Raw genomic sequence first — 25579 nt, 5'->3', positions numbered from 1 at the left:
ACAAGGAGTGGTTATGAACGCGATCATCCTGGCCGTACTGGTCATGGTTGCTTTGTGCATGCTGAGGGTCTCGGTGGTCTTCGCCCTGATCGCCTCGGCACTGGTGGGCGGGCTGTTCGCCGGCCTGCCGATGGAAACGGTGGTGAAGTCCTTCAATGAAGGCCTGGGTGGCGGCGCCCCCGTGGCCCTTGCGTACGCGACGCTGGGGGCCTTCGCCATCGCGTTGTCCCGTACCGGCCTGTCCCAGCGGTTGTCCACCAACCTGACCAGCCGGCTGGGCGAGGGCGGGGGGCGCTTCATCAAGTGGGCCATCCTGCTGTCCATGGTGCTGGCCGGCGTCGCCTCGCAAACCCTAGTGCCGGTGCACATCGCGTTCATCCCCCTGCTGGTGCCGCCCCTGCTGCACGTGATGAACCGGCTGCAACTCGACCGCCGGGCGGTGGCATGCGCGATCACCTTCGCCATCACGACCACCTACATGACCTTGCCGTTGGGCTTCGGCTCGATCTTTCTCAACGACATCCTGGTGGCCAACATCAACGGTGCCGGCAGTGGCCAGTTGGTGTCCCGCGAGATGGCGCCGGTTGCCATGCTGATCCCGGCGCTTGGCATGGTGTTCGGCCTGCTACTGGCGCTGCTCTGGAGCTACCGCCAGCCTCGCGTCTATGCCGACCGGCCGGTGGCGGGTGAGGAGGGCGAGGCCCCGGCGCGCCTGTCTCGCCGGCAGTTGACGATGGTGCTGCTGGCGCTGGTACTGGCCCTGGTGGTGCAGCTCTGGACCGGCTCGATGGTGTTTGGCGGCCTGGTGGGGTTCTCGCTGGTGTCCATGAGCGGGGTGATCCGCTGGAACGAACAGGACGGGGTCTTCCTCCAGGGCATGCGGCTGATGGCCCTGGTGGGCTTCATCATGATCGCCGCCTCGGGATTCGCCGGGGTGATGAAGGCCACCGGTGAAATCCAGTCCCTGGTGGCCCATTCCGCCGAACTGGTGGGCGGCAACCGCGCCCTGGCGGCGTTCATGATGCTGTTGGTAGGGCTGCTGATCACCATGGGCATCGGCTCGTCCTTTTCCACCGTGCCGATCATCGCCGCCATCTACGTGCCACTGGCGATAGGCTTCGGCTTCTCGCCTCTGGCGACCCTGTCCCTGGTGGGCACTGCTGCTGCCCTGGGCGATGCGGGGTCGCCAGCCTCCGACTCCACGTTGGGGCCGACGGCTGGGCTGGCTGCCGACGGCCAGCACGATCACATATGGGGCACCGTCATACCGACTTTCCTGCACTTCAACCTGCCTTTGCTGGCCTTCGGCTGGGTGGCGGCGATGGTGCTGTAGAGGTGACTTCAATCCGTCAGGTCACCGCCTGGAGCGGTGACCGCTGTGAGGCCGCGCTGCAGGTAGGCGCGGTGTGGATCGCCCTGCTGGTCATCGCCTGGTTCATCTGGGTGCGGCCGGGCGCTGGTGAGGGGCGGCAGGAGATGCCGTCCGTGTTGAGTCTGGATGACTGAGTGGTCGTACGCGGGATGAGCGGGGCGCCTGGGCGTACCCGCCATTCACGATAATTCGTCGTCGCCGACGTACGGGAACCGGCTCTTGCCGGTTTCCTGCCCGGAAACCGATGGCCTGCCCTCCGGGCATTTGCTCTGCCTTAACCCTTACCAAGTTCAAGGAGCGTCGGAACATGCGATTCAACAAGAAAATGCTGGGCCTGGTGTGTGCCGTGGGGCTGCTGGCGGGCCATGGGACCGCCCAGGCCGAAAGCTGGTGCGGAGCCGGCAAACCGGTGAAGTTCGCCGGCCTCAACTGGGAGAGCGGCATGCTGCTCACCGACCTGCTGCAGATCATCCTCAAGCAAGGCTACGGCTGCGAGACCGACAGCCTGCCGGGCAACTCCATCACCATGGAGCAGGCCCTGGGCAACAACGACATCCAGATCTTCGCCGAGGAGTGGATCGGCCGCAGCGACGCCTGGAACAAGGCCGAGAAGGCCGGCAAGGTGGTGGGCGTGGGCGCACCGATCGTCGGCGCCGTGGAAGGCTGGTACGTGCCGCGTTACCTGGTGGAAGGCGACGCCAAGCGCGGCCTGGAAGCCAAGGCGCCGACACTCAAGGCCATCGCCGACCTGGGTCAGTACGCCGAGCTGTTCCGCGACCCGGAAGAGCCGTCCAAGGGCCGCTTCTACAACTGCCCGGCCGGCTGGACCTGCGAGCTGGAAAACAGCGAGATGCTCAAGGACTACGGCCTCGAAGACACATTCACCAACTTCCGCCCCGGCACCGGCCCGGCGCTGGATGCCGCGGTGCTGTCCAGCTACCGCCGTGGCGAGCCTATTCTCTTCTACTACTGGTCGCCGACGCCGCTGATGGGCCAGGCCGACCTGGTGAAGCTGGACGAGAAGCCCGGCGTCGACAAGCGCGTGACCATCCAGGTGGGCCTGTCGAAGGTCTTCCACGACGAGGCGCCCGAGCTGGTGGAGATGCTCAAGAAGGTCAACCTGCCCATCGACCTGCTGAACCAGAACCTGGCACGCATGGCCAAGGAGAAGATCGCGTCGGACAAGCTGGCCAAGGCCTTCCTCAAGGAGCACCCGGAGGTCTGGCACGCCTGGGTCAGCGAGGATGCGGCGAAGAAGGTCGACGCCTCGCTCTGACCGCCTGAAACCGCCAGCCGCATCCACCCATCCGGAGAGAGCTCCCCATGTTTCCCGAACGCTTCACATTTTCCATCGCCGACTGGGTCAACCGCTGGGTCGATGCGCTGGTGACCAACTACGGGGATGTGTTCCGGCACATCTCCGACACCCTGCTGTGGGCCATCGTCAACCTGGAGTGGCTGCTGCGTGCCACGCCCTGGTGGCTGATGCTGGCCCTGGTGGCGGCCATCGCCTGGCACGCCACCCGCCGCGTGCTGCCGACCCTGGTGATCACCGGCCTGCTGTTCCTGGTGGGCGCGGTGGGGCTCTGGGACAAGCTCATGCAGACCCTGGCGCTGATGCTGGTGGCCACCTTCATCTCGGTGCTGATCGGCATCCCGCTGGGGATCCTCTCGGCGCGTAGCAACCGCCTGCGGGCGCTGCTGATGCCGCTGCTGGACATCATGCAGACCATGCCCAGCTTCGTGTACCTGATCCCGGTGCTGATGCTCTTCGGCCTGGGCAAGGTACCGGCCATCTTCGCTACGGTGATCTACGCCGCACCGCCGCTGATCCGCCTCACCGACCTGGGTATCCGCCAGGTGGACGGCGAGGTGATGGAGGCGGTCAACGCCTTCGGCGCCAACCGCTGGCAGCAACTGTTCGGCGTGCAATTGCCGCTGGCGCTGCCGAGCATCATGGCCGGGGTCAACCAGACCACCATGATGGCGCTGTCGATGGTGGTGATCGCCTCCATGATCGGCGCCCGTGGCCTGGGCGAGGACGTGCTCATCGGCATCCAGACGCTCAACGTCGGCAAGGGCCTGGAGGCGGGCCTGGCCATCGTCATCCTCGCCGTGGTCTTCGACCGCATCACCCAGGCCTACGGCCGCTCCCGCCATGAGGCCAGCCAATGAGCAAGATCCAGGTGAAAAACGTCTACAAGATCTTCGGCCCGCGTGCGGAGGAGGCCATGGCGCTGATCCGCCAGGGGCGCAGCAAGGCCGAGGTTCTGGCCGCCACCGGCTGCGTGGTGGGGGTCAACGACCTGTCGCTGTCCATCGAGGCGGGGGAAATCTTCGTCATCATGGGGCTGTCCGGCTCGGGAAAATCCACCCTGGTGCGCCACTTCAACCGCCTGATCGACCCCACCAGCGGCGAGATCCTGGTGGATGACGAGGACATCCTGCGCTACGACATGCAGGCCCTGCGCGACTTCCGTCGGCGCAAGATCAGCATGGTGTTCCAGAGCTTCGGCCTGCTGCCGCACAAGAGCGTGCTGGACAACGTCGCCTATGGCCTCAAGGTGCGCGGCGAGAGCAAGGCGCAGTGCCAGGAGCGCGCCCAGCACTGGATCACCACGGTCGGTCTGGCCGGCTACGAGAAGTCCTACCCGCACCAGCTGTCCGGCGGCATGCGCCAGCGCGTGGGCCTGGCCCGGGCGCTGGCGGCGGACACCGACATCATCCTCATGGACGAAGCCTTCAGCGCCCTCGACCCGCTGATCCGCGCCGACATGCAGGACCAGTTGCTGGAGCTGCAGAAGGGCCTGAACAAGACCATCGTCTTCATCACCCACGACCTCGACGAGGCGGTGCGCATCGGCAACCGCATCGCCATCCTCAAGGACGGCCAACTGATCCAGGTCGGCGCGCCCCGTGAAATCCTCCACCAGCCCGCTGACGACTACGTCGACCGTTTCGTCCAGCGCCGCGTGGCCAACCTGTGAGGGCGGCATGGATACCGTGAAGACCAGCAGCACCACCCGCGAAACCCTCGTCTTCGGCAACGGCCCGCTGCGCTGGCGCGACGTGGTCGATGTGGCCCGTGGCGGCCGGCGCCTGGAGCTGGCCCCGGCGGCCTGGGCGCGCATCGACAACGCCCACGCCATCGTTCGCCGCATCGTCGAGCGTGGCGAGCGCGCCTATGGCATCAGCACCGGCCTGGGGGCCCTGAGCGACATCCTGCTGGAGGGCGACCAGCTCACCGCGCTGTCGCGCAACACCCTGCTCAGCCACGCCTGCGGCGTCGGCCCGGTGCTGGAGGACGAGCAGACCCGCGCCATCATCTGCTGCGCCATCGCCAACTACAGCCAGGGCAAGTCCGGGCTGCAGCCGCAGGTGGTGGAAGGGCTGCTCAACCTGCTCAACCGTGGCATCACCCCGCGCGTGCCGTCCCAGGGCTCGGTGGGCTACCTGACCCACATGGCCCATGTCGGCATCGCCCTGCTGGGCGTCGGCGAGGTGAGTCATCGCGGCGCCGTGGTGCCGGCCGCCCAGGCGCTGGCCGCCGAGGGGCTGCAACCGCTGCAGCTGGGCGCCAAAGACGGGCTCTGCCTGGTCAACGGCCTGCCCTGCATGACCGGCCTGGCCTGCCTGGCCCTGGCCGACCTGGAGCACCTGCTGCGCTGGGCCGACGTGATCGGCGCCATGAGCTTCGAGGCCCTGCGCGGCCAGCTCGCCGCTTTCGACCCGGCGATACTCGAACTCAAGCCGCACCCGGGCATGCAGCAGGTCGGCGCCAACCTGCGCGCGCTGCTCGCCGGCAGCGAAGTGATCGCCGCCAGCCAGGGCCTGCGCACCCAGGACGCCCTGAGCATCCGCTCGATCCCCCAGGTGCACGGCGCCTGCCGCGACCAGTTCGACCACGCCGCGCGCCAGGTGGAGACCGAGCTCAATTCCGCCAACGACAACCCGCTGGTGCTGGGCACGCCGGACCACTACCGGGTGATCTCCCAGGCCAACCCCCACGGCGAGTCCGTGGCCATGGCTGCCGACCTCCTGGCCATAGCCGTGGCCGAGCTGGGCGGCATCGCCGAGCGGCGCCTGGATCGCCTGGTCAACCCGCTGGTCAGCGGCTTGCCGGCCTTCCTCGTCAGCCGGCCCGGGGTCAACTCGGGGATGATGATCCTGCAGTACGTGGCCGCCGCCCTGGCCGGCGAGAACCGCCATCTGGCGCAACCGGCAGTAGTGGACAACTTCGTCACCTCCGGCCTGCAGGAAGACCACCTCAGCCTGGGCACCAGCGCCGCGCTGAAGCTCGGCCGCGCCCTGGGCAACTGCCGGCAGATACTGGCCATCGAGTACCTGCTGGCCGCCCAGGCCCAGGAGTTCCTCGGCGAGCTGGCCACCGGTGCCGGCACGGCGGCCGCCCGGGCGTTGCTGCGTGAGCGGGTGCCGGCCTACGAGGAGGACCGCTGGCTGGCCCCCGACATCGGTTCGGCCGTGGCGCTGCTGCGCGACGGGCCGGCTTTGGAAACGGTTTCCACACGGACAGGAGGATTGCAATGAAGAGGTTCTGGCACGGCTGCCGTCTCGCCACCCTGCAGGGCGGGCGCTACTCGATCATCGAGGACGGGGCCCTGCTCACCGACGACGAGCTGATCCGCTGGGTCGGCCCGCTGGCCGAGGCGCCCGACACCACGGGCGCCGAGCGCATCGACCTGGGCGGCGCCTGGGTCACCCCGGGGCTGATCGACTGCCACACCCACCTGGTGTTCGGCGGCGACCGCAGCGCCGAGTTCGAACAGCGCCTGGAGGGCGTCAGCTACGCCGAGATCGCCGCCAAGGGGGGTGGCATCGCCAGCACCGTGCGCGCCACCCGCGAGGCCAGCGAGGATGAACTGCTGGCCAGCGCGGTGACGCGCGCCCGGCAGCTGCTGCGCGACGGCGTCACCACCCTGGAGGTGAAATCCGGCTACGGCCTGGACCTGGCCAGCGAGCGCAAGATGCTGCGGGTCGCCCGGCGCCTCGCCGAAGCGCTGCCGCTGACGGTGACCACCACCTGCCTGGCCGCCCATGCGCTGCCACCGGAATACGCCGGGCGTGCCGATGACTACATCGAGCGGGTATGCACCGAGATCCTGCCGCAACTGGCCGGTGAAGGCCTGGTGGATGCGGTGGATGCCTTCTGCGAGCACCTGGCCTTCTCCCCGGCCCAGGTCGAGCGGGTGTTCCAGGCCGCGCGCGGGCTGGGCCTGCCGGTCAAGCTGCACGCCGAGCAGCTGTCGTCGCTGCACGGCTCCAGCCTGGCGGCGCGCTATGGCGCGCTGTCCGCCGACCACCTGGAGTACATGACCGAGGAAGACGCCATCGCCATGGCCGCCGCCGGCACCGTCGCCGTGCTGCTGCCCGGCGCCTTCTACCTGCTGCGCGAGACCCAGCTGCCGCCCATCGAGGCCCTGCGCCGCCACGGCGTGGCCATGGCGGTGGCCAGCGACCTCAACCCCGGCACCTCGCCGGCGCTGTCGCTGCGCCTAATGCTGAACATGGCCTGCACCTCGTTCCGCCTGACCCCGGAAGAGGCCCTGGCCGGCGTCACCCTCAACGCCGCCCGCGCCCTGGGCCTGGCCGAGCGATGCGGCAGCCTGGAGGCGGGCAAGCTCGCCGACTTCGTCGCCTGGGACATCGAGCGCCCGGCGCAACTGGCCTATTGGCTCGGCGGCGACCTGCCCAAACGGGTGGTGCGCCACGGACAGGAGATCGACCTTGGATAACGTCCTCGACTTCACCCCCGGCCGCGTGCCGCTGCTGATCAGCATGCCGCACCCCGGCACCCGCCTGACCCCGGCGGTGGAGGCCGGCCTGGTCGACGGCGCACGCTCGCTGATCGACACCGACTGGCACATCCCGCTGCTCTACGACTTCGCTGCCGAACTGGGTGCCGGGTTGCTGGCCGCCAACTACTCGCGCTACGTCATCGACCTCAACCGCCCGGCGGACGACAAGCCGCTCTACGCCACCGCCACCACCGGGCTGTTCCCCGACGTGATGTTCGACGGCCAGCCGCTGTTCCGTGACGGCGCGGAGCCTTCGGCCGAGGAGCGTGCCGGCTACCTGGAAGGCATCTGGGGGCCCTATCACGGCCATGTCGCCGAGGAGCTGGCGCGGCTCAAGCGCGAGTTCGGCTATGCCCTGCTGTTCGACGCCCACTCGATCCGCGCCTTCATCCCGCGCCTGTTCGATGGCCACCTGCCGGACTTCAACCTCGGTACCAATGCCGGCGCCAGCTGCGACCCCGGCCTGGCGGACGCCCTGGTAAGTGTCTGCACCCGTGCCGAGGGCTACAGCCACGTGCTCAACGGCCGCTTCAAGGGCGGCCACATCACCCGCCACTACGGTCAGCCGGAGCAGCACATCCACGCCGTGCAGCTGGAACTGGCCCAGCGCACCTACATGAACGAAGTGGAACCCTTTGCCTTCCGCGAAGACCTCGCCGTGCCCACCCGCAAGGTCATCCGCCAACTGCTGCTGGCGATGCTCGCCTGGGGGCGGGGGCGGTACGGGAAGTAACGGCACGGAGGATTTCGTAGAGGTAGCCCGGGCTTTAGCCCGGGGCTTGGCACGTGCCATCTTTCCCGGGCTGAAGCCCGGGCTACATTGCTGGGGCCGCGTTGCGGCCATGGGCGAATGAATTGGCTCTGTCTGCGTTAAGTGTTGCTAGAGGATTTGAGCCCAGCTGATTGCCGAGCTCTGGTGATATTTCTGGTTTCGCCCACCCGGGCGAGTCCCTTTTCCAATCGCTGGAACGCCAGCCCGGTGAAAAGGAACCAAAAAACTTGCCCCATCATCCGGCCCGACTGCGTCGGGTTCCCTCACTCCATCGTCGTTACTCGCTACGCTCGCCCTTCGGGCCGCACTGAAGTGCGTTCGCCGCAAGCGTCGTCTGGGGGTCGGCGCGATGGGCCATCCATGGCCTGGCGCGTCTCTCGCGGCATCCATGCCGCTCGTCCCCCGGCGCAACGACTGCGCTCGGCCTCCTGGAGGGGCGTTCGCGGCTGCTCCAACTTTCTTCGTCCAGCGCATCGCCACGTGGTGCGCACGGGCTTTCGTAGGATGGTGTAGAACGAAGCGAAACCCATGCGGGGGAGGAGGCACGAACCCTTGGGCGCCTGGAAAGGGCCGTGCGGTGACGGGCTTTCGTAGGATGGGAAGAGCGCAGCGAATCCCATCGATGGCCGGGGTGGCACGCTCGTAGGGTGGGCCGGGCGGCGCTCCGCTTCAGCCCACCGTTCGTTTTTTCGCGTATGAGTTCGCTGCCACAGGAGCCGTTCCGGGCTAGGTCTGCAACCCGAGATGGCGGATGGTCGGCAGGGCGGGGGCGAGGCGATCCCAGGCGTCGTCCAGCAGCTCGGCGGGGTAGAAGGGCAGGGCGGCCAGTTCTTCGCGGCTGATCCAGGCCAGCTCGCGGATGTCGAACTCGTCGCCGCCCAGGCCCTTGAGGTTGGCCAGGGTGGGTTCGCCGTGGCGGGCGTCGATGCGGTAGAACAGCTCCATATGGAAGCGGCCCATGGCCGGTTCGGCGAACTCGCGGACGTAGACCAGCGGGCCGACTTCCACCACCAGCCCGGTCTCTTCGAAGAACTCGCGCTTCACCGTGTCGCGGGTGCAGGCATCGGTATCCGATTCGAAGCCGCCGCCCGGTGGTATCCAGTAGGTGTCGTCGCCGACCGCGTGCTTGACCAGCAGGATGCGCCCGGCCTCCACCAGCAGGCCGGCGGCGCGGATGCGGTGTTGCAGCTTGAGGGCTATTCCCAGGTGAGCCGTGCCAGTTTCCATTCGCCGTCCTCCAGCCACCATTCGAGCTTCACGGCGTAGTGCCGCGCGGCGTCGGGGAGCAACCCCTCGGCGCCGGCCAGCCCCACCTGGGCCTCGGTGTAGCCCTTGGTACTGTAGGTCGGGTCGATGCGGTTGGCCTTGCCCAGGGCCAGGATGCGCACATTCTTGTGACGCAGGAACAACAGCGTCATGGTGCGTTTGGCCCATTCACGGTCGAACTCCTGCTGGGCGCTGAACTGCGGGTGCAACTGGTCGATCACCGCGCTGGTCTTCTTCGCTTCGAGGTTGTCCTGCAGCTGCTGTACCGCGGCATCCAGCGCAGCGGCGGGATCATCGCGGCCGCACCCGGTGAGCGCGACTAGAATCAATGCGATCGCGAAAATCATCTTCCCAGGTGACATGCCTAACTCCCTTTTCCTCGTTATGATGCCCGGCAGGACAGGTGGCGGAGACCCGCAAGGGGTCGAGCTTACGCAGAGTATCGGAGCCCAGAATGCAGACTTTGTTTCCGGAGATTAAGCCCTACGCCCGTCACGAGCTGGCGGTGGACGAACCGCATGTGCTCTACGTCGACGAGAGCGGTTCGCCCGACGGCCTGCCGGTGGTGTTCATCCACGGCGGCCCGGGCTCCGGTTGCGACGCCCTGAGCCGCCGCTTCTTCGACCCCAACCTGTACCGCATCGTCACCTTCGACCAGCGCGGCTGTGGCCGTTCGACGCCCCATGCCAGCCTGGAGAAGAACACCACCTGGGACCTGGTGGCCGACCTGGAATGCATCCGCGAGCACCTGGGCATCGACAAGTGGGTACTGTTCGGTGGCTCCTGGGGCTCGACCCTGTCCCTGGCCTATGCCCAGGCACACCCGGAACGTGTGCAGGCGCTGATCCTGCGTGGCATCTTCCTCTGCCGTCCCCAGGAGATCACCTGGTTCTACCAGGCGGGTGGCGCCAGCCGCCTGTTCCCCGACTACTGGGAAGACTATGTCGCGCCGATCCCGGCCGACGAGCAGGGCGACCTGCTGCAGGCCTTCCACAAGCGCCTGACCGGCAGCGACCAGATCGCCCAGATGCACGCCGCCAAGGCCTGGTCCACCTGGGAAGGTCGCACCGCCACCCTGCGCCCCAGCGGCCCGGTGGTGGAGCGCTTCAGCGAGCCGATGCGCGCGCTGTCCATCTCCCGCATCGAGTGCCACTACTTCGTCAACGATGCCTTCCTCGAGCCCAACCAGCTGCTGCGCGACATGCACAAGATCGCCCACCTGCCCGGCATCATCGTGCACGGCCGCTACGACGTGATCTGCCCGCTGGACAATGCCTGGGCACTGCACCAGGCCTGGCCCAACAGCGAGCTGCAGATCGTCCGTGATGCCGGCCACGCTGCGTCCGAGCCGGGCATCACCGATGCGCTGGTGCGCGCCACCGACCAGATCGCCCGCCGCCTGCTGGACCTGCCGCCGGAAGAAGAGGCCTGATGAAGGGCTTGCTGCAACGGGTCTCCGCGGCCCGCGTGGACGTCGCTGGCGAAACCGTCGGTGCCATCGACCAGGGCCTGCTGGTGCTGGTGGGTGTCGAGCCCCAGGACAGCCAGGCCAGCGCCGACAAGCTGCTGCACAAGCTGCTCAACTACCGTGTGTTCGCCGATGCCGAGGGCAAGATGAACCTCTCCCTCGGCGCGGTGGGGGGCGGCCTGCTGCTGGTGTCCCAGTTCACCCTGGCCGCCGACACTCGCAGCGGCCTGCGCCCGAGCTTTTCCAGTGCCGCGCCGCCCGCCCTGGGCGAGGAGTTGTTCGACTACCTGGTGGCGCAGGCGCGCCTCAAGCACCCGCAGGTGGCGACCGGCCGCTTCGGCGCCGACATGCAGGTGCACCTGGTGAATGACGGCCCGGTCACCTTCCTGCTGGAAAGCTAGGCCTCGCGCTCCACCCGTCCGAATCTGGCGTACTTCTTGCCTCTGACTCGCCATCCACGGCGCGGGCGGTTAGCATCTGCCGCCTGCCCGTCGTCCGTGGGCTGCCAACAATAAAACGATCTGCCCAATCAGGAGTAAGAATGAAGAAGCTTCTCGCATCCCTGTTGCTCTCCGCCTGCGCCGTCACCGGCCTGGCACACGCTGGCGTCGTCGATGATGCGGTCAAGCGCGGCACCCTCCGCGTCGGCATGGACCCGACCTACATGCCCTTCGAAATGACCAACAAGCGTGGCGAGATCATTGGCTTCGAAGTCGACCTGCTCAAGGCCATGTCCAAGGCGATGGGCGTCAAGCTGGAACTGGTTTCCACCAGCTACGACGGCATCATCCCGGCCCTGCTGACCGACAAGTTCGACATGATCGGCTCCGGCATGACCCTGACCCAGGAGCGCAACCTGCGCCTCAACTTCTCCGAGCCCTTCATCGTGGTCGGCCAGACCCTGCTGATCCGCAAGGAGCTGGAAGGCAAGATCAAGTCCTACAAGGACCTGAACGACGCCCAGTACCGCATCACCTCGAAGATCGGCACCACCGGCGAGATGGTCGCCAAGAAGCTGATCGCCAAGGCCAAGTACAACGGCTTCGACAACGAGCAGGAAGCGGTGATGGACGTGGTCAACGGCAAGGCCGATGCCTTCATCTACGACGCCCCCTACAACGTGGTCGCGGTGAACAAGGCCGGCGCCGGCAAGCTGGTGTACCTGGAAGAGCCCTTCACCTACGAGCCCCTGGCCTTCGGCCTGAAGAAGGGTGACTACGACAGCATCAACTGGATCAACAACTGGCTGCACCAGATCCAGAAGGACGGCACCTACGATCGCATCCATGCCAAGTGGTTCAAGAACACCGCCTGGCTGAAGGATATGGAGTAATCGCAGCCGCGAAGCCCTGACGCTTCACGCTGCAGACGGCAGGTTCCGGCTCACGAGGCCGGGCCTGCCTTTTTGCCTTCTATGGCCTCCCGCCATGAAAGAGATAGCCCGTGACTAGAAAACAACGTCGCACCTGGCCCTGGCACGTACTGACCGGCCTGATCCTGGTCGTGGTCGCCTATGGCCTCTGGTATTCAACCTCCCTGATTTCGTACGAGTGGCGCTGGAACCGCGTGCCGCAGTACTTCGCCTACCACGCCGAAGAAGCCCAGCGCGCCGCCGAGTACGCGCGGGTCGATGCCATCGCCGAGGAGGGCGCCAACGCCCGGGTGACGCTGGTCAACGATGCCGGCGAGGAACAGCAGCTGGTCATCGCCAAGGACAGCCTGCAGGTTTCCCAGGGCGATGACGTCGCCGAGGGCGATGTGGTTGGCGTGACCCGCCACTGGGCCGCCGGGCCGCTGCTCTGGGGCCTCTGGACCACCCTGTGGATATCCGTCCTTTCCGGTGCCTTCGGCCTGGCTATCGGCCTGTTCACCGGCCTCTGCCGGCTTTCGCCGAACCCCACCCTGCGCGACCTCTCCACCGTCTATGTCGAGCTGGTGCGCGGCACGCCGCTGCTGGTGCAGATCTTCATCTTCTATTTCTTCATCGGCACCGTGCTCGACCTGTCCCGCGAGTTCGCCGGGGTGGCGGCGCTGGCGCTGTTCACCGGCGCCTACGTCGGCGAGATCGTCCGTGCCGGCGTGCAGTCCATCGCCCGTGGGCAGAACGAGGCGGCGCGTTCCCTCGGCCTGTCTTCCGGGCAGTCGATGCGCCACGTGATCCTGCCCCAGGCCTTCAAACGCGTGCTGCCGCCCCTGGCCGGGCAGTTCATCAGCCTGGTCAAGGACACCTCGCTGGTGTCGGTCATCGCCATCACCGAATTGACCAAGAGCGGCCGCGAGGCGATCACCACCTCCTTCTCGACCTTCGAGATCTGGTTCTGCGTCGCCGCCCTGTACCTGGTGATCAACCTGCCCCTGTCGCAGATCGCCAACCGCCTGGAACGGAGGCTTGCGCAAAGTGATTGAAGTCCGTGAGCTGATAAAAGTCTTCGATGCCCGTGGCCATGAGGTGCGCGCGGTGGATAACGTCACCACCCAGGTGGCCCGTGGCGAAGTGGTGGTGGTGATCGGCCCGTCCGGTTCCGGCAAGTCCACCTTCCTGCGTTGCCTCAATGGCCTGGAAGAGCTGGACTCCGGCTCGGTGAGCATCGACGGCGTCGACCTCGCCAACCCGAAGACCGACGTGAACGCCTACCGCCGCGAGGTGGGCATGGTGTTCCAGCACTTCAACCTGTTCCCCCACATGACGGTGCTGGAGAACCTCTGCCTGGCGCAGAAGGTCGTGCGCAAGCGCGGCAAGGCCGAGCGCGAGGAGAAGGCCCGGGCGCTGCTGGCCAAGGTCGGCATCTCGCAGAAGGTGGACGAGTACCCCTCGCGCCTCTCCGGCGGCCAGCAGCAGCGCGTGGCCATCGCCCGTGCCCTGTGCATGGAGCCCAAGGTGATGCTGTTCGACGAACCTACCTCGGCGCTGGACCCGGAAATGGTCGGCGAAGTGCTGGACGTGATGAAGCAGCTGGCCGTCGAGGGCATGACCATGGTCTGCGTCACCCACGAGATGGGCTTCGCCCGCGAAGTGGCCGACCGCGTGCTGTTCTTCGACCACGGCAAGTTGCTGGAGGACGCGCCGCCGGCGCAGTTCTTCGACCAGCCACAGGACCCGCGCGCGCAATCCTTCCTGCGCCAGGTGCTGTAACGAAAAAAGGGCCGCGATGCGGCCCTTTTTCATGGTGTGGCGAATCAGCGAGATTTTGCAGGCTATGCATCGCGAGGTTCGTTGGCGGGATACAGGTCATTTTCCTCAAGCCAGTCCAGCGCCAGTTGCCGGATGGCATTGGCTTCGAAGGTGTACCAGGCCTGCAGTACGTCCGGATAACCCATAAGCACGTTCTTGAATGTTCTGAACGGCTTCCGGCCAGACAGGGCGTGTTCGAGGGCAAGATAGATTTCCTGCTGCGTCACCGTCTGTATGAAGTCTTCCATGATGGTGAAGCTGATTGCCGAAGTGATCGGCTCGATCAGCAGCATTCGCTCGGGTTCGGATTCAAGCAGATCCGCAACTTCGGGGTCTGGAACTTCCGAGTACATCAAGAGGACCTTGCCGCTCAGAAGATCCAGGTAGTGATCCAGATCTTCTCCGTTGGTGTTGAGGGCGAAGGCCAGTTCGTCGAGGTCGATGGTCAGTGGGCGCATGACGGGGGCCTTGGGGGAAGGATGACCGCGTGATCCTACCCCCGGGGCGCCGTTTTGTCAGACGCGGAAGCGCCCGACCATGGTGTGCAGCTCGTTGCCCAGGCGCGCCAGCTCGACGCTGGAGGCGGCGGTCTCTTCGCTGGCAGCGGCGGTCTGCTCGGAGACGTCGCGCACGCTGATCACGCTGCGGTTGATCTCCTCGGCCACTGCGCTCTGCTGCTCGGCGGCCGCGGCGATCTGCTGGTTCATCGCCTGGATGGTGGACACGGTGCGGGTGATGCTGGCCAGGGAATCACCGGCGCGGCGCGCCAGTTCCACGGTGCTGTCGGTGAGGGCGCGGCTGCTTTCCATCATGCTCGCGGCCTGCTGGGTGCCGTTCTGCAGGCCGCCGATCAGCTCCTGGATTTCTTCGGTGGATTTCTGCGTGCGCTGGGCCAGCCCGCGTACCTCGTCGGCGACCACGGCGAAGCCGCGGCCGGCTTCGCCTGCGCGGGCGGCCTCGATGGCGGCGTTGAGGGCCAGCAGGTTGGTCTGGTCGGCCACCGCCTTGATCACGTCGAGCACGCTGCCGATCTTCTCGCTCTCGCGCTTGAGCTGTTGCACCGATTCGGTGGAGCGCGCCACTTCGGTGGCCAGGCGGTCCATCTGCTGCACCGCCTCCAGCACCATGCGGTTGCCGGCATTGGCTTCGCGGTCGGCGGCGAGGGCGGCTTCGGAGGCTTCCTCGGCGTTGCGCGCGACTTCCTGCACGGTGGCGGCCATCTCGTTCATGGCGGTGGCCACCTGGTCGGTCTCGACCTTCTGGCTGTTGACCCCGGCGCTGGTCTGCTCGGTAACGGCGGAGAGCTGCTCGGCGGCGCTGGCGATCTGGGTGACGCCGTCGCCGATGTGGCTGATCAACTGGCGCAGGTTGCCGGCCATGGCCTGCAGGGAGCGCTGCAGCTGGCCGAGCTCGTCGCGACGGTCGGCCTGCAGTTGGCCACCGAGATCACCCTGGGCGATGCGTTCGGCGAAGGCCAGGCTCTGGCGCAGCGGCTGGATGATCTGCCGGGTGATGACCCAGGCGGCGCCGATGGCCAGGAGCACGGCGAACAGGGTGGTGACCAGCAACTGGCCGCTGGCGGCGCTGGCGTCACCGCTGCGCTCGTCCACTTGCTGGCTGTACAGCGCCTGGCTGAGGTCGCGCATGACCTGGGCGTGATCGGCCATGGTGGCGCTGGCCTGGCGGCTGGCAGCGGCGCCGTTGCCGAACAGGCGGATGGCGTCCTGATAGGCGGCGAAGGACTGCTGCGCACTCTGCAGGGCTTCCAGGCGCTCGCCGCTGGTGCCGGCGATGGCCTTCTGCAGGTCGGCCTGCATGGTGGCCAGCGCCGCGAGGGCCGGCTGCTCGGATTCGGGGGTCTGCTGGAAGACGAAGCCGCGCACCAGGTAACGGATCGACAGCAGTTGGCGGTTCAGCTCGAACACCTCGCGGGCCTGGCCCAGCAATTGGCTGTCGCTGCTGTTGAGCGCCAGTTCGTCGAACAGCTGGTTCTGCAGCTTCTCGAACACTTGCAGGCTGGACTCGGCGGATTTGACCAGCACGGCGCGGGCGGCGTTGCGGGTTTCCTGGGCGCGGATCAGGTCGCCCAGGGACTGGCGGTAGGCGAGCACGGCGGCGTTGAGGCCCGCCAGGCGGCGTGCGCCTTCCCCCTCGGCGAACTGCGGGCGCATGTGCTCGTTCTGCTGGAGCATGCGGTCGACCAGTTCCTCGATGTTCTTCGCGTGCTGCATGTCGCCGTTGGCAAGGAACTGCAGGCGCTCGGCGCGGGCGTCCTTGATCAGGTTTTCCACGGCGCCGACGGCGACCATCTCGTCGCTGCTGGCGATCATGCGGTCGATGCCGTGGATGCCGGTGAGCATCACTGTGAGGGTGAGCAGCAGGACCAGGCCGAAGCCGGCCACGAGTTTTTTGCTGACGGTGAGGTTGGCCAGCAGTTGCGTACACCAGTGGTACATGGATTTCTCCCGGAAATGAGCTGCGCACGGCAGTGCTTGTGGCGCTGCCGTGTTCGAGTGGGGTAGGGGCGTCTTTCGAGTTGTTGGAGCTGGGCGCGGGTGGCTGGCTGAAGGGGCCACCGGAGCTGCGACCAGGGACGCAAGGTGCGGGAGAGTAGCTGGCGGCGTAGCGGCGCCGCAAGCCTGCATGGGCATTGCGCCCTGGCCGGGAAACGCGGGCCAGGGCTGGCGGGTTATACGCGGAAGCGCGAGACCATCGATTGCAGCTCGTTGCCCAGGCGCGCCAGTTCGACGCTGGAGGCGGCGGTCTCCTCGCTGGCGGAGGCGGTCTGCTCGGAGATGTCGCGCACGTTGATCACGCTGCGGTTGATCTCCTCGGCCACCGCACCCTGCTGCTCGGCGGCCGCGGCGATCTGCTGGTTCATCTGCTGGATGGTGGAGACGGCCTGGGCGATGGTGCCCAGGCGGCGACCGGCGCGGCGGGTCAGCTCGACGGTGTTTTCGGTCAGGCTGCGGCTGGTGTCCATCAGGCTGGCGGCTTGCTGGGTGCCGCTCTGCAGGCCGGCGATCAGTTCCTCGATCTCCTCGGTGGATTTCTGCGTGCGCTGGGCCAGGCCGCGCACCTCGTCCGCCACCACGGCGAACCCACGCCCGGCGTCGCCCGCGCGGGCGGCTTCGATGGCGGCGTTGAGGGCCAGCAGGTTGGTCTGCTCGGCCACCGACTTGATCACGTCGAGCACGCTGCCGATCTTCTCGCTCTCCTGCTTGAGGCGGCCGACGGCCTCGTTGGAGCGGCCCACTTCGGTGGCCAGGCGATCCATCTGCTCGACCGCCTCGTTCACCGCCACCTCGCCCTCGCGGGACAGGCGGTCGGCGGAACTGGCGGCCTCGGAAGCCTGCTCGGCGTTGCGTGCGACTTCCTGCACGGTGGCGGCCATCTCGTTCATGGCGGTGGCGACCTGGTCGGTCTCGACCTTCTGGTTGTTGACCCCCGCGCTGGTCTGCCCGGTGACGGCGGAAAGCTGCTCGGCGGCGCTGGCGATCTGGGTGACGCCGTCACGGATATGGCCGATCAGTTCGCGCAGGCTCAGGGTCATGCGCTGCATGCTCTTCTGCAGTTGGCCGAGTTCGTCGCCGCGATCGACCTTGAGGTCTTCGCTCAGGTCGCCCGAGGCGATGCGTTCGGCCACGGCCAGGGTGCGCTGCAGCGGCAGGACGATCTGCCGGGTGATGATCACGGCGGCGGCGATGCCGATGGCCAGGGCGATGGCGATGGCCGTCAGCAGCAGGGTGCGGGTCTGGGCGGATTCGCTCTCGCGCTTGGCGGACTGGCTCTCGAACAGCTGGTTGCTGATCTGCAACAGCTTGTCGCGCTGCGTGGTCATGGCCTGGGCGTGCACCAGGGTGGCGTCGGTGGCGCTGCGGAAGGCGCCGATGGCGGCGCGGTAGGCCTTGAGGCCGGCGGCGACCTTGGCCAGGTCTTCGTCCTCACCCAGCGTCTCGCCGAGCTTGGCCTGGCCGGCCAGGGCGGTATCCACGGCGGTGAGGGCGGCCTGTTCCAGGCTGGGGTCGTTGCTGTAGGTGTAGCCGCGCACCTGGAAGCGGGCCTGTTGCACGGCGAGGCGCAGTTCGTTGATCTGGCGGTACTGGTCGAGGCGCGAGGCTTCGTCCAGGGCGATGTCGGAGAGGATGCGCTGCTCGATCTCGCCGATCGCCAGCACGGCGGCATCGGCGCTGGCGCCGAGCTGCGCGCGTGAGGCCTCACGGGCCTGGTAGGCCTGGCCGAGCTGGACGAAGGCTTGCCGGTAGGCGCCGAGCGCGGCTTCCTCCTGGTCGATGAGGTCGTGGTCCTGGGGATCGCTGAGTTGCTTGTCGAGCTCCTGGGCGAAGGCCTCGATTGCCTTGAGTGCGGCGTCGACCCTGTCGGCCGTCGCCGGCTCCTGCTTGATCTGGTACTCCTGGCGGGCGATGCGCAGGTCCTTGGTCATCTCGCTGAGCTTGGCGCTGGCACCGAGCTTGTCGCCGCGCTGCAGGGTGGCGTCGAGGGCCAGCCAGCCGGTGAGGGTGATGAGCACCGTGAGCAGCAGTACCAGGCCGAAGCCAAGGGTCAGCTTGAGATTGACACTGATATTGCCGAACCAGCGGAACATGAGGATTTCTCCAGCGAACGAGGCAGTTCCGTAGTTATCGGCAGGCGCAGGCGCGGCTTGAAGCCAAAGGCTTCAGAACAGGCGGGCGAGCAGGGCGGTGACGGCGGTTTCCACGCGCAGGATGCGCTCACCCAGTTGCACTGGCTCGAGGCCGGCTTCCTGGAGCTTTTCCACCTCGTAGGGAATCCAGCCACCTTCCGGGCCTATGGCCAGGGTGATGGGGCCTTCCACCGCGCGCGGGCAGGCGGGCCAGGGGCCGGGGTGGCCGACGAGACCGAGGGTGCCGGCGGCGATGGCGGGCAGGTGATCCTCGACGAAGGGCTTGAAGCGCTTCTCGATCACCACCTCGGGCAGCACCGTATCGCGGGCCTGCTCCAGGCCGAGGATGAGCTGTTCGCGGATGGCGTCGGGTTCGAGGAAGGGGGTTTGCCAGAAGCTTTTCTCTACCCGGTAGCTGTTGAGCAGCACCAGGCGCGGCACGCCCATGGCGGCGACCGTCTGCAGCACGCGGCGCAGCATCTTCGGCCGTGGCAGGGCCAGCAGCAGGGTGAGCGGCAGCTTGGCCGGTGGCGCCTGTTCCAGGCTGAACTGCAGTTCGGCGCGGTCGGCCTCCAGGTTCAGCAGGCGACCTTCGCCCATGGCGCCGCCGAGCAGGCCGACGCGCAGGCTGTCGCCGGCTTCGGCGCGGTGCACTTCATGCAGGTGCTTGAGGCGACGACCCTGCAGCAGGGCACGATCGGGGGCGATCAGGTCGCCCTCTTCGAGCAGCAGCAGGTTCACGGCTGGGTGGCGGGCGGCTGGTCGCCGGGCTCGTCGGTGCTGTCCTCGGGGTGATCGCCACGTTTGCGGATCAGGCCGCCGAAGAACACGCCGACCTCGAACAGCAGCCACATGGGGATCGCCAGCAGGGTCTGGGAGAAGATGTCCGGCGGGGTGAGGATCATGCCGACCACGAAGCAGCCGATGATCACATAGGGGCGGATCTTCTTCAGGTAGGCGACGTCGACGACGCCGATCCAGATCAGCAGCACCACGGCCACCGGGATCTCGAAGGCGACACCGAAGGCGAAGAACAGGGTCATGACGAAATCGAGGTAGCTGCTGATGTCCGTCATCATCGACACGCCTTCGGGAGTGACGCTGGCGAAGAAGTGGAAGATCAGCGGGAACACCAGGAAGTAGGCGAAGGCCATGCCGGCGTAGAACAGCACGATGCTGGAGACCAGCAGGGGCATGGCGATGCGTTTCTCGTGCTTGTACAGGCCGGGCGCGATGAAGCCCCAGACCTGGTGCAGGATCACCGGCATGGCGAGGAACAGTGCCACCACCATGGTCAGCTTGAAGGGCGTGAGGAAGGGCGATGCCACGTCGGTGGCGATCATGGTCGCGCCTTCGGGCAGGTACTGGCGCAGCGGCGCGGAGACCAGGGTGTAGATCTTCTGGGCGAAGTAGAACAGCCCGGCGAAGATCAGGAAGATCGCGGCCACGCAGCGCAGCAGGCGGGTACGCAGTTCGGTGAGGTGCGAGACCAGGGGCATTTCCTGGTCCAGTTCCGGCTTGTGATCGCTCATAGGGGGCGTGGCGGCTGTGGCTGTTCGGTGGGCACGACGGGGGCGGCCGGTGCGCGGGCCGGGACGGCTTCAGCGGCGGGCGCGACGGGGCTCGCCTCGGCCGCCGCTGCTGTCGCGGGTGCGGGCACGGCCTCGGGGGCCGGCTGCGGGGCGGCCGGCGTGGGCACGGGCTCCGCAGCGGGAGGCACGATGCTCTCCTTGATCTGCTTCTCCAGCGCCATGATCTGTTCGTTATGCAGCTGGCGACGGATTTCGTCGGCGCCGATCTCGCGTTCCACTTCCTGCTTGATGGCGTTGAAGCTGCGCTTGAGGCGGCCGATCCACAGGCCGGCGGTGCGGGCGGCACCGGGCAGGCGCTCGGGGCCGAGCACCAGCAGCGCCACCAGGCCGATCAGCAGCAGTTCACCAAAGCTGATACCGAACATGCTGGGTCAGTCCTTGCGCACTACCGGCTCTTCGACCTTCTGTGCCTGGCCGTCGATGGTGTGCGGCTGGTTCAGCGGGGCGCCGGGCTGTTGTGCTTGCGGCTGGGCGGCAGCCTGCTGTTCGGCCTTCTGGTCTTCTTCGGTGTTCATCGCCTTGCGGAAGCCCTTGATGGCTTCGCCGACATCAGAACCGAGGTTCTTCAGGCGCTTGGTGCCGAACACCAGGACGACGACGATCAGAATGACCAGCCAGTGTTTCCAGTCGAAAATACCCATGGTTTGCTCCTGAGGCTAATGCGTTATGCGGAAGGCTGGCGGGCGGCTTTTTCAGCGTGCCCGGACAGGCCGAAGCGACGATCCAGTTCATCGAGCACCGCCTGGGGATGCTGGCCGAGGGCGGCGAGCATGACCAGGCTGTGGAACCAGAGGTCGGCGGTTTCGTAGATCAGGTCGCTGCAGTCGCCGCTGACGGCGGCGTCTTTGGCGGCGAGGATGGTTTCCACCGATTCCTCGCCGACCTTTTCGAGAATCTTGTTCAGCCCCTTGTGGTACAGGCTGGCCACGTAGGAGGAGTCCGCTGCGGCGCCCTTGCGCGCTTCCAGGACCTCGGCGAGGCGGGTAAGGGTGTCACTCATGGGTGTGTCCTGCGTGGTAGATCGCATCGGGGTCCTTGATGACCGCGTCGACGGTTTTCCAGTCGCCATTCTCGAAGACGCGGTAGAAGCAACTTTCACGGCCGGTGTGGCAGGCGATGCCGCCAAGCTGTTCGACCATCAGCACCACGACGTCGGCGTCGCAGTCCAGGCGCAGCTCGTGCAGGCGCTGCACGTGGCCGGATTCCTCGCCCTTGCGCCATAGCCTGCCACGGGAGCGTGACCAATAGATGGCACGGTTCTCGGCGACGGTGAGCGTCAGGGATTCGCGGTTCATCCAGGCCATCATCAGGATGCGGCCGGTCTTGTGGTCCTGGGCGATTGCCGGGACCAGACCATCGGCATTCCAGTGAATTTCTTCCAGCCAGTCGTTCATTTCGGTTTCCACGAGCGGGTCAGGTGCGATGCACGGCCTGACCGGGGCGGCTAGTGTGCCAGCGCCGGCGCTGGCTTGGCTATCGGCGCAATACCAGATACAGACCACCGGCCAGCATCAGCCAGGCGGGCCAGGCTGCGGCGTGTTGCTCCAGGCCGAGGGTGGCGGCACCGACCAGCAGGGCGGCGCCGATCAGGCGCAGGGCCAGGCCGTCACGGGGCTTGTGCCAGGGCGGCGGCGGGTCGGCGGCATGGGGCTGGCTCATGCGCTCCAGCAGGTCGCGGGTCATGTTGGCGACATGCGGCACCTGTTCGACCTGGGACTGCAGGTTGTGCAGCAGGGTCCTGGGGCTCATGCGCTCGCGCATCCAGCGTTCCAGGTAGGGCTGTGCGGTGCTCCAGAGGTCGAGGTCCGGGTACAGCTGGCGTCCCAGACCTTCGATGTTGAGCAGGGTCTTCTGCAGCAGCACCAGTTGCGGCTGCACTTCCATGTTGAAGCGGCGCGCGGTCTGGAACAGGCGTAGCAGCAGCTGGCCGAAGGAGATGTCCTTGAGCGGCCGCTCGAAGATCGGCTCGCAGACGGTACGGATGGCAGCTTCGAAGTCGTTGACCCGGGTCTCGGCGGGCACCCAGCCGGAGTCGATGTGCAGCTGGGCGACGCGACGGTAGTCGCGCTTGAAGAAGGCGATCAGGTTGCGCGCCAGGTAGTCCTGGTCCTCGGGGGTGAGGCTGCCGATGATGCCGCAGTCGATGGCGATGTACTGCGGGTTCCAGGGCTGGCGGTTGCTGACGAAGATGTTGCCGGGGTGCATGTCGGCGTGGAAGAAACTGTCGCGGAAGACCTGGGTGAAGAAGATCTCCACGCCGCGTTCAGCCAGCAGCTTGAGGTCGGTGCGCTGGTCGGCGAGGGTGGCCAGGTCGGTGACCGGGACGCCGTAGATGCGCTCCATCACCAGCACCTTGGGGCGGCACAGGTCCCAGTAGACCTGGGGCACGTAGAGCAGCGGCGAGCCTTCGAAGTTGCGCCGCAGCTGGCTGGCGTTGGCCGCCTCGCGGAGCAGGTCGAGTTCGTCGTAGATGGTCTTTTCGTAATCGCTGACTACTTCCACCGGGCGCAGGCGGCGGGCGTCGCTGGAGAGGCGCTCGGCGATGCGCGCGAGGATGAACAGCCAGGCGAGGTCCTGGCGGATGATGGGGCGCAGGTTGGGGCGGATCACCTTGACCACCACTTCCTCGCCGCTTTTCAACTGCGCGGCGTGGACCTGGGCCACCGAGGCCGAGGCCAGCGGGGTGACGTCGAAGCGGGCGAAGACTTCGCTGACGCGGGCGCCGAGCTGCTCCTCGATGCGGGCCACGGCCTGCTCGGGGTCGAAGGGCGGGACCTGGTCCTGCAGGCGCGCGAGCTCGTCGGCGATGTCCGGCGGCAGCAGGTCGCGGCGGGTGGACAGCAGCTGGCCGAACTTGATGAAGATCGGCCCCAGGCCTTCCAGCGCCAGGCGCAGGCGTGCGCCCCGGGAGAGCTCCAGGCGCTTGCGCGGCAACCAGCGCCAGGGCAGCAGGTAGCTGAGGGCGCGCAGCCACCAGGGCAGCGGCAGGTCGAAGACCAGGTCATCGAGGCGGTAGCGGATGACCACACTCTGGATGCGCAGCAGACGGCGGACGGCGAGCAGCTTCATGCGTTGGGTTTGCTTTTCTGGGTCAGGCGCCCGATGCGGGCGTCGAGGCGGTCGAGGTCGACCTTGAGGCGGTCCAGTTCGGCGAAGCGGGCGTCCGCTTCACGCTGGCCGACCAGTGTGCGCGATTCCTCGGCCAGGTAGTCGGCGAGGTTCAGGCGCAGGCTGTCGAGGCTCTGGGTGGTCCAGTCGACACGGCTGCGCAGGTGGGCGCTGAGCAGTTGGCTGGCCACCGGGCCGAGCCAGCGGGACAGCTCGTATTCCCAGTCCAGCTCCAGGTCCTGGAGGACGCCGGCGAGCTCCATGAGCGCGGCGCTGTCGCCGTCCAGCTCGACTTCCGGGCGGTGCAGGACGGCGGTCTTTTCGCGGCTCAGGGCCAGGCGCAGCAGGCTGGCGGCCGGCGCGCGCAGGCGGCAGTCGGCGGGAGCGGCCCAGTTCGCTGCCAATTGCAGGCCGTCGCCTCCGGGGAGGATGAACAGCTGCAGGGCGGGTGCCTGGCAATCGATCTCGATCACCTTGCCTTCGAGGCGCGACAGGCGCGGCAGCGCAGTGCCGTCGAGCCTGAGGACGCGGTTGATGCCGTGTTCGACGCCGGCGAGCAGGGCCTGGGTAAGCATCAGGGCTTGATGCCGCGGTGCAGGGCGACGATGCCGCCGGTCATGTTGTGGAAGGTGGCGCGCTCGAAGCCGGCTTCCACCATCATGGCCTTGAGGGTTTCCTGGTCGGGGTGCATGCGGATCGACTCGGCCAGGTAGCGGTAGCTCTCGGAGTCGTTGGTGATCAGCTTGCCCATCAGCGGCAGCAGGCTGAAGGAGTAGGCGTCATAGGCCTTGGACAGCAGGTTGCTGGTGGGCTTGGAGAACTCCAGCACCAGCAGGCGGCCGCCGGGCTTGAGCACACGCAGCATGGAGCGCAGGGCGGCGTCCTTGTGGGTGACGTTGCGCAGGCCGAAAGCGATGGTGACCACATCGAAATGGTTGTCGGGGAAGGGCAGCTGCTCGGCATCGGCCTGGACGAAGCTGACGTTGCCGGCGACGCCGCTGTCCAGCAGCTTGTCACGACCGACCTTGAGCATCGAGGCGTTGATGTCGGCCAGCACCACTTCACCGGTGCTGCCCACCAGGCGCGAGAACTGGCGGGTGAGGTCGCCGGTGCCGCCGGCGATGTCGAGCACGCGGTTGCCCGGGCGTACGCCGGAGAGCTCGATGGTGAAGCGCTTCCACAGCCGATGGACGCCGGCGGACATCAGGTCGTTCATCAGGTCGTACTTGGCGGCCACGGAGTGGAACACCTCGGCGACCTTGTCGGCCTTCTGGCTCTCGGGAACGCTCTGGTAGCCGAAGTGGGTGGTGGGTTCGGCATCGCTGCCTTTGCGCGGATCGTTCATGTCGCTGCCCCGGAAGAAATTGGCGGCCATTTTAGGCGCGGTTGGCCTGCTTTGTCTTGGCCCCGAACGGTGCCGGTTCGCCAGGGCCCGCGGGCGGCCTGCTATAGTCGCGCGACCTTAAGTCGCAGTCAGGAGTTGGCCCATGGCCCGCATCAATGTCGAACGTTCCCACAACCTGGGCCGCAGCGCCGTCCGGGCCAAGGCCGAGCAGCTCGCCGAGCGCCTCGCCCGTGAATACGACGTGCGCTATCAGTGGCGTGGCGACACCCTGGAGTTCAAGCGCAGCGGCGCCGACGGGCAGATCGAGGTCAGTGACGACAAGGTGAATGTCGAGGTGAAGCTGGGCCTGCTGCTGTCGGCCATGAGCGGCAGCATCAAGCGCGAGATCGAGAAGGCGCTGGACGAGTACCTGGCCTGATGCCGTGAGGGCCCTTTTCACGGCACGTGGAGAGGGCGGGCACGGCGCGTTTCACCCAACCCGCGGCTAGTATGCGGTTTCTAATTTTCCTCGTTAACGTGCACCTCAAGCCCTGAGAAAGGGCGAGTCCTCCATTACCCGAGTGAGGTGCACCATGGCCAAAGCCGCCGTCGTCAAGAAGAAAGTCGAAGAAACCAAGACCACCGTCCTTTCCGATGTCCGTCTCTATGCCCGCAAGATCTGGCTGGCTGGCCTGGGTGCCTACGCCAAGGCCGGACAGGAAGGCGCCGACTACCTGCGCGACCTGGTGAAGGCCGGCGAGAGCGTCGAGAAGCAGGGCCGCAAGGTCGTCGATGCGCGCGTCGAAGCCGCCAACAGCCAGATCGATTCGGTGAAGGGCAGCGTCAAGGGCTCGGTCACCGGCGTGAAGGAAAAGGTCGAAGTGCAGCTCGACAAGATCGAAAAAGCCTTCGACAACCGCGTCGCTGTCGCACTCAATCGCCTGGGTATTCCCTCGCGACAGGACGTTGAGGCACTCTCTGCTAAGCTTGACGAGCTGAGCGCGTTGCTCGAGCACGTCGCGCGAACCAAATAAGGAGAGCAGG

General features: G+C 66.9%; 29 protein-coding genes and 1 pseudogene. 15 read left to right on the top strand and 15 right to left on the bottom strand.

Annotated features, from left to right (window positions below; genetic code table 11):
- Nucleotides 1-13 precede the first annotated feature (13 nt).
- The 8 genes from PI990_RS29385 (at nt 14) to hutG (ending at nt 7921) form a co-directional block, all read left to right on the top strand.
- On the top strand, nt 14-1333 hold the full coding sequence (locus PI990_RS29385; protein ID WP_271659275.1) for a Na+/H+ antiporter family protein: 1320 nt from the start codon (nt 14-16) through the stop codon (nt 1331-1333).
- 2 nt (nt 1334-1335) lie between these two features.
- A complete protein-coding gene (locus tag PI990_RS29380) occupies nt 1336-1506 on the top strand; it encodes a hypothetical protein (RefSeq protein WP_271659274.1) in 171 nt (56 codons plus the stop codon).
- 173 nt (nt 1507-1679) lie between these two features.
- On the top strand, nt 1680-2648 hold the full coding sequence (locus tag PI990_RS29375) for an ABC transporter substrate-binding protein (RefSeq protein ID WP_271659273.1): 969 nt from the start codon (nt 1680-1682) through the stop codon (nt 2646-2648).
- Nucleotides 2649-2695: 47 nt separating this feature from the next.
- Entirely contained in the window at nt 2696-3547 is an 852-nt protein-coding gene (locus PI990_RS29370) for an ABC transporter permease (protein ID WP_271659272.1), read from the top strand.
- A complete protein-coding gene (locus PI990_RS29365) occupies nt 3544-4359 on the top strand; it encodes a quaternary amine ABC transporter ATP-binding protein (RefSeq protein WP_021221195.1) in 816 nt (271 codons plus the stop codon). Before PI990_RS29370 ends, PI990_RS29365 begins: the two co-directional genes overlap by 4 nt.
- A gap of 7 nt (nt 4360-4366) precedes the next feature.
- Nucleotides 4367-5920, top strand: coding sequence for an HAL/PAL/TAL family ammonia-lyase (locus PI990_RS29360; RefSeq protein WP_271659271.1), 1554 nt, complete (start codon nt 4367-4369; stop codon nt 5918-5920).
- Nucleotides 5917-7125 (top strand): imidazolonepropionase, encoded by a 1209-nt coding sequence (gene hutI / locus PI990_RS29355; protein ID WP_271659270.1) that lies wholly within the window; start codon nt 5917-5919, stop codon nt 7123-7125. The genes PI990_RS29360 and hutI overlap by 4 nt, the downstream gene beginning before the upstream one ends.
- A complete protein-coding gene (gene hutG / locus PI990_RS29350; protein ID WP_271659269.1) occupies nt 7118-7921 on the top strand; it encodes an N-formylglutamate deformylase in 804 nt (267 codons plus the stop codon). The genes hutI and hutG overlap by 8 nt, the downstream gene beginning before the upstream one ends.
- Before the next feature lie 765 nt (nt 7922-8686).
- On the opposite strand, the gene PI990_RS29345 is transcribed toward hutG, so the two are convergent.
- Nucleotides 8687-9160 carry an NUDIX domain-containing protein gene (locus tag PI990_RS29345; RefSeq protein ID WP_271661373.1) on the bottom strand — a complete coding sequence of 158 codons (474 nt, stop codon included), beginning with the start codon at nt 9158-9160 and terminating at the stop codon, nt 8687-8689.
- The gene (locus PI990_RS29340) at nt 9157-9588 is read right to left on the bottom strand and encodes a hypothetical protein (RefSeq protein ID WP_031288443.1); all 432 of its coding nucleotides are present in this window, start codon (nt 9586-9588) and stop codon (nt 9157-9159) included. The genes PI990_RS29345 and PI990_RS29340 overlap by 4 nt, the downstream gene beginning before the upstream one ends.
- Nucleotides 9589-9680: 92 nt before the next feature.
- Between PI990_RS29340 and pip the strand changes: the two genes are divergently transcribed.
- The 5 genes from pip (at nt 9681) to PI990_RS29315 (ending at nt 13827) form a co-directional block, all read left to right on the top strand.
- Entirely contained in the window at nt 9681-10658 is a 978-nt protein-coding gene (gene pip / locus PI990_RS29335; protein ID WP_184489700.1) for a prolyl aminopeptidase, read from the top strand.
- Nucleotides 10658-11095 carry a D-aminoacyl-tRNA deacylase gene (gene dtd / locus PI990_RS29330; RefSeq protein WP_184489699.1) on the top strand — a complete coding sequence of 146 codons (438 nt, stop codon included), beginning with the start codon at nt 10658-10660 and terminating at the stop codon, nt 11093-11095. The genes pip and dtd overlap by 1 nt, the downstream gene beginning before the upstream one ends.
- Nucleotides 11096-11235: 140 nt before the next feature.
- A complete protein-coding gene (locus tag PI990_RS29325) occupies nt 11236-12027 on the top strand; it encodes a transporter substrate-binding domain-containing protein (RefSeq protein WP_021221376.1) in 792 nt (263 codons plus the stop codon).
- Nucleotides 12028-12137: 110 nt separating this feature from the next.
- Entirely contained in the window at nt 12138-13100 is a 963-nt protein-coding gene (locus PI990_RS29320; protein WP_043240630.1) for an amino acid ABC transporter permease, read from the top strand.
- A complete protein-coding gene (locus tag PI990_RS29315) occupies nt 13093-13827 on the top strand; it encodes an amino acid ABC transporter ATP-binding protein (RefSeq protein WP_031288441.1) in 735 nt (244 codons plus the stop codon). Before PI990_RS29320 ends, PI990_RS29315 begins: the two co-directional genes overlap by 8 nt.
- A gap of 62 nt (nt 13828-13889) precedes the next feature.
- On the opposite strand, the gene PI990_RS29310 is transcribed toward PI990_RS29315, so the two are convergent.
- From PI990_RS29310 to ubiE, 13 genes and pseudogenes are all read right to left on the bottom strand, one after another.
- Nucleotides 13890-14324, bottom strand: coding sequence for a UPF0158 family protein (locus PI990_RS29310; RefSeq protein ID WP_271659268.1), 435 nt, complete (start codon nt 14322-14324; stop codon nt 13890-13892).
- Between the two features lie 57 nt (nt 14325-14381).
- A complete protein-coding gene (locus PI990_RS31685) occupies nt 14382-15086 on the bottom strand; it encodes a methyl-accepting chemotaxis protein (RefSeq protein WP_442969356.1) in 705 nt (234 codons plus the stop codon).
- A 198-nt stretch (nt 15087-15284) separates the two neighbouring features.
- Nucleotides 15285-16175, bottom strand: a pseudogene (locus PI990_RS31680) (methyl-accepting chemotaxis protein); the annotation flags it as partial.
- Between the two features lie 380 nt (nt 16176-16555).
- Nucleotides 16556-18472: a methyl-accepting chemotaxis protein gene (locus PI990_RS29300; protein WP_271659266.1), complete on the bottom strand. Its 1917-nt coding sequence runs from the start codon at nt 18470-18472 to the stop codon at nt 16556-16558.
- A 72-nt stretch (nt 18473-18544) separates the two neighbouring features.
- Complete coding sequence (locus tag PI990_RS29295) at nt 18545-19252, bottom strand: 16S rRNA (uracil(1498)-N(3))-methyltransferase (protein WP_271659265.1); 708 nt, start codon at nt 19250-19252, stop codon at nt 18545-18547.
- Nucleotides 19249-20043 (bottom strand): twin-arginine translocase subunit TatC, encoded by a 795-nt coding sequence (gene tatC, locus PI990_RS29290; RefSeq protein ID WP_184489696.1) that lies wholly within the window; start codon nt 20041-20043, stop codon nt 19249-19251. The genes PI990_RS29295 and tatC overlap by 4 nt, the downstream gene beginning before the upstream one ends.
- Nucleotides 20040-20468 carry a Sec-independent protein translocase protein TatB gene (tatB, locus tag PI990_RS29285; RefSeq protein WP_271659264.1) on the bottom strand — a complete coding sequence of 143 codons (429 nt, stop codon included), beginning with the start codon at nt 20466-20468 and terminating at the stop codon, nt 20040-20042. The genes tatC and tatB overlap by 4 nt, the downstream gene beginning before the upstream one ends.
- Before the next feature lie 6 nt (nt 20469-20474).
- Nucleotides 20475-20744: a twin-arginine translocase TatA/TatE family subunit gene (locus tag PI990_RS29280; RefSeq protein ID WP_021221367.1), complete on the bottom strand. Its 270-nt coding sequence runs from the start codon at nt 20742-20744 to the stop codon at nt 20475-20477.
- Nucleotides 20745-20767: 23 nt separating this feature from the next.
- Nucleotides 20768-21103: a phosphoribosyl-ATP diphosphatase gene (locus PI990_RS29275; protein ID WP_021221366.1), complete on the bottom strand. Its 336-nt coding sequence runs from the start codon at nt 21101-21103 to the stop codon at nt 20768-20770.
- Nucleotides 21096-21497: a phosphoribosyl-AMP cyclohydrolase gene (gene hisI, locus PI990_RS29270; protein WP_021221365.1), complete on the bottom strand. Its 402-nt coding sequence runs from the start codon at nt 21495-21497 to the stop codon at nt 21096-21098. Before hisI ends, PI990_RS29275 begins: the two co-directional genes overlap by 8 nt.
- A 79-nt stretch (nt 21498-21576) precedes the next feature.
- On the bottom strand, nt 21577-23172 hold the full coding sequence (ubiB, locus tag PI990_RS29265; protein WP_043245830.1) for a ubiquinone biosynthesis regulatory protein kinase UbiB: 1596 nt from the start codon (nt 23170-23172) through the stop codon (nt 21577-21579).
- Nucleotides 23169-23786 (bottom strand): ubiquinone biosynthesis accessory factor UbiJ, encoded by a 618-nt coding sequence (locus PI990_RS29260; RefSeq protein ID WP_271659263.1) that lies wholly within the window; start codon nt 23784-23786, stop codon nt 23169-23171. The genes ubiB and PI990_RS29260 overlap by 4 nt, the downstream gene beginning before the upstream one ends.
- On the bottom strand, nt 23786-24556 hold the full coding sequence (gene ubiE, locus PI990_RS29255; protein ID WP_043245833.1) for a bifunctional demethylmenaquinone methyltransferase/2-methoxy-6-polyprenyl-1,4-benzoquinol methylase UbiE: 771 nt from the start codon (nt 24554-24556) through the stop codon (nt 23786-23788). Before ubiE ends, PI990_RS29260 begins: the two co-directional genes overlap by 1 nt.
- Nucleotides 24557-24698: 142 nt before the next feature.
- Here ubiE and PI990_RS29250 point away from each other — a divergent pair, with 142 nt between their 5' ends.
- Nucleotides 24699-24974 (top strand): polyhydroxyalkanoic acid system family protein, encoded by a 276-nt coding sequence (locus PI990_RS29250; RefSeq protein WP_021221361.1) that lies wholly within the window; start codon nt 24699-24701, stop codon nt 24972-24974.
- A 154-nt stretch (nt 24975-25128) separates the two neighbouring features.
- Nucleotides 25129-25569 carry a phasin family protein gene (locus PI990_RS29245; protein WP_021221360.1) on the top strand — a complete coding sequence of 147 codons (441 nt, stop codon included), beginning with the start codon at nt 25129-25131 and terminating at the stop codon, nt 25567-25569.
- The last annotated feature ends 10 nt before the right edge of the window (nt 25570-25579 follow it).

This window comes from Pseudomonas sp. TUM22785 (assembly GCF_028198105.1).
Taxonomy (GTDB): Bacteria; Pseudomonadota; Gammaproteobacteria; order Pseudomonadales; family Pseudomonadaceae; genus Metapseudomonas; species Metapseudomonas solani.
This window is presented reverse-complemented; position numbering and strand designations above follow the sequence as displayed.

What these genes read in the sequence shown, in the direction of transcription:
- PI990_RS29365 (WP_021221195.1), top strand. Translation starts at nt 3,544, where the DNA reads ATGAGCAAGATCCAGGTGAAAAACGTCTACAAGATCTTCGGCCCGCGT.
- hutI (WP_271659270.1), top strand. Translation starts at nt 5,917, where the DNA reads ATGAAGAGGTTCTGGCACGGCTGCCGTCTCGCCACCCTGCAGGGCGGG.
- pip (WP_184489700.1), top strand. Translation starts at nt 9,681, where the DNA reads ATGCAGACTTTGTTTCCGGAGATTAAGCCCTACGCCCGTCACGAGCTG.
- dtd (WP_184489699.1), top strand. Translation starts at nt 10,658, where the DNA reads ATGAAGGGCTTGCTGCAACGGGTCTCCGCGGCCCGCGTGGACGTCGCT.
- PI990_RS29275 (WP_021221366.1), bottom strand. Translation starts at nt 21,103, where the DNA reads ATGAGTGACACCCTTACCCGCCTCGCCGAGGTCCTGGAAGCGCGCAAG.
- PI990_RS29375 (WP_271659273.1), top strand. Translation starts at nt 1,680, where the DNA reads ATGCGATTCAACAAGAAAATGCTGGGCCTGGTGTGTGCCGTGGGGCTG.
- PI990_RS29245 (WP_021221360.1), top strand. Translation starts at nt 25,129, where the DNA reads ATGGCCAAAGCCGCCGTCGTCAAGAAGAAAGTCGAAGAAACCAAGACC.
- PI990_RS29260 (WP_271659263.1), bottom strand. Translation starts at nt 23,786, where the DNA reads ATGCTTACCCAGGCCCTGCTCGCCGGCGTCGAACACGGCATCAACCGC.
- PI990_RS29250 (WP_021221361.1), top strand. Translation starts at nt 24,699, where the DNA reads ATGGCCCGCATCAATGTCGAACGTTCCCACAACCTGGGCCGCAGCGCC.
- hisI (WP_021221365.1), bottom strand. Translation starts at nt 21,497, where the DNA reads ATGAACGACTGGCTGGAAGAAATTCACTGGAATGCCGATGGTCTGGTC.
- PI990_RS29310 (WP_271659268.1), bottom strand. Translation starts at nt 14,324, where the DNA reads ATGCGCCCACTGACCATCGACCTCGACGAACTGGCCTTCGCCCTCAAC.
- PI990_RS29325 (WP_021221376.1), top strand. Translation starts at nt 11,236, where the DNA reads ATGAAGAAGCTTCTCGCATCCCTGTTGCTCTCCGCCTGCGCCGTCACC.
- PI990_RS29360 (WP_271659271.1), top strand. Translation starts at nt 4,367, where the DNA reads ATGGATACCGTGAAGACCAGCAGCACCACCCGCGAAACCCTCGTCTTC.
- PI990_RS31685 (WP_442969356.1), bottom strand. Translation starts at nt 15,086, where the DNA reads ATGGCCGCCACCGTGCAGGAAGTCGCGCGCAACGCCGAGGAAGCCTCC.
- PI990_RS29370 (WP_271659272.1), top strand. Translation starts at nt 2,696, where the DNA reads ATGTTTCCCGAACGCTTCACATTTTCCATCGCCGACTGGGTCAACCGC.
- ubiB (WP_043245830.1), bottom strand. Translation starts at nt 23,172, where the DNA reads ATGAAGCTGCTCGCCGTCCGCCGTCTGCTGCGCATCCAGAGTGTGGTC.
- PI990_RS29280 (WP_021221367.1), bottom strand. Translation starts at nt 20,744, where the DNA reads ATGGGTATTTTCGACTGGAAACACTGGCTGGTCATTCTGATCGTCGTC.
- PI990_RS29300 (WP_271659266.1), bottom strand. Translation starts at nt 18,472, where the DNA reads ATGTTCCGCTGGTTCGGCAATATCAGTGTCAATCTCAAGCTGACCCTT.
- tatC (WP_184489696.1), bottom strand. Translation starts at nt 20,043, where the DNA reads ATGAGCGATCACAAGCCGGAACTGGACCAGGAAATGCCCCTGGTCTCG.
- ubiE (WP_043245833.1), bottom strand. Translation starts at nt 24,556, where the DNA reads ATGAACGATCCGCGCAAAGGCAGCGATGCCGAACCCACCACCCACTTC.
- tatB (WP_271659264.1), bottom strand. Translation starts at nt 20,468, where the DNA reads ATGTTCGGTATCAGCTTTGGTGAACTGCTGCTGATCGGCCTGGTGGCG.
- PI990_RS29340 (WP_031288443.1), bottom strand. Translation starts at nt 9,588, where the DNA reads ATGTCACCTGGGAAGATGATTTTCGCGATCGCATTGATTCTAGTCGCG.
- PI990_RS29385 (WP_271659275.1), top strand. Translation starts at nt 14, where the DNA reads ATGAACGCGATCATCCTGGCCGTACTGGTCATGGTTGCTTTGTGCATG.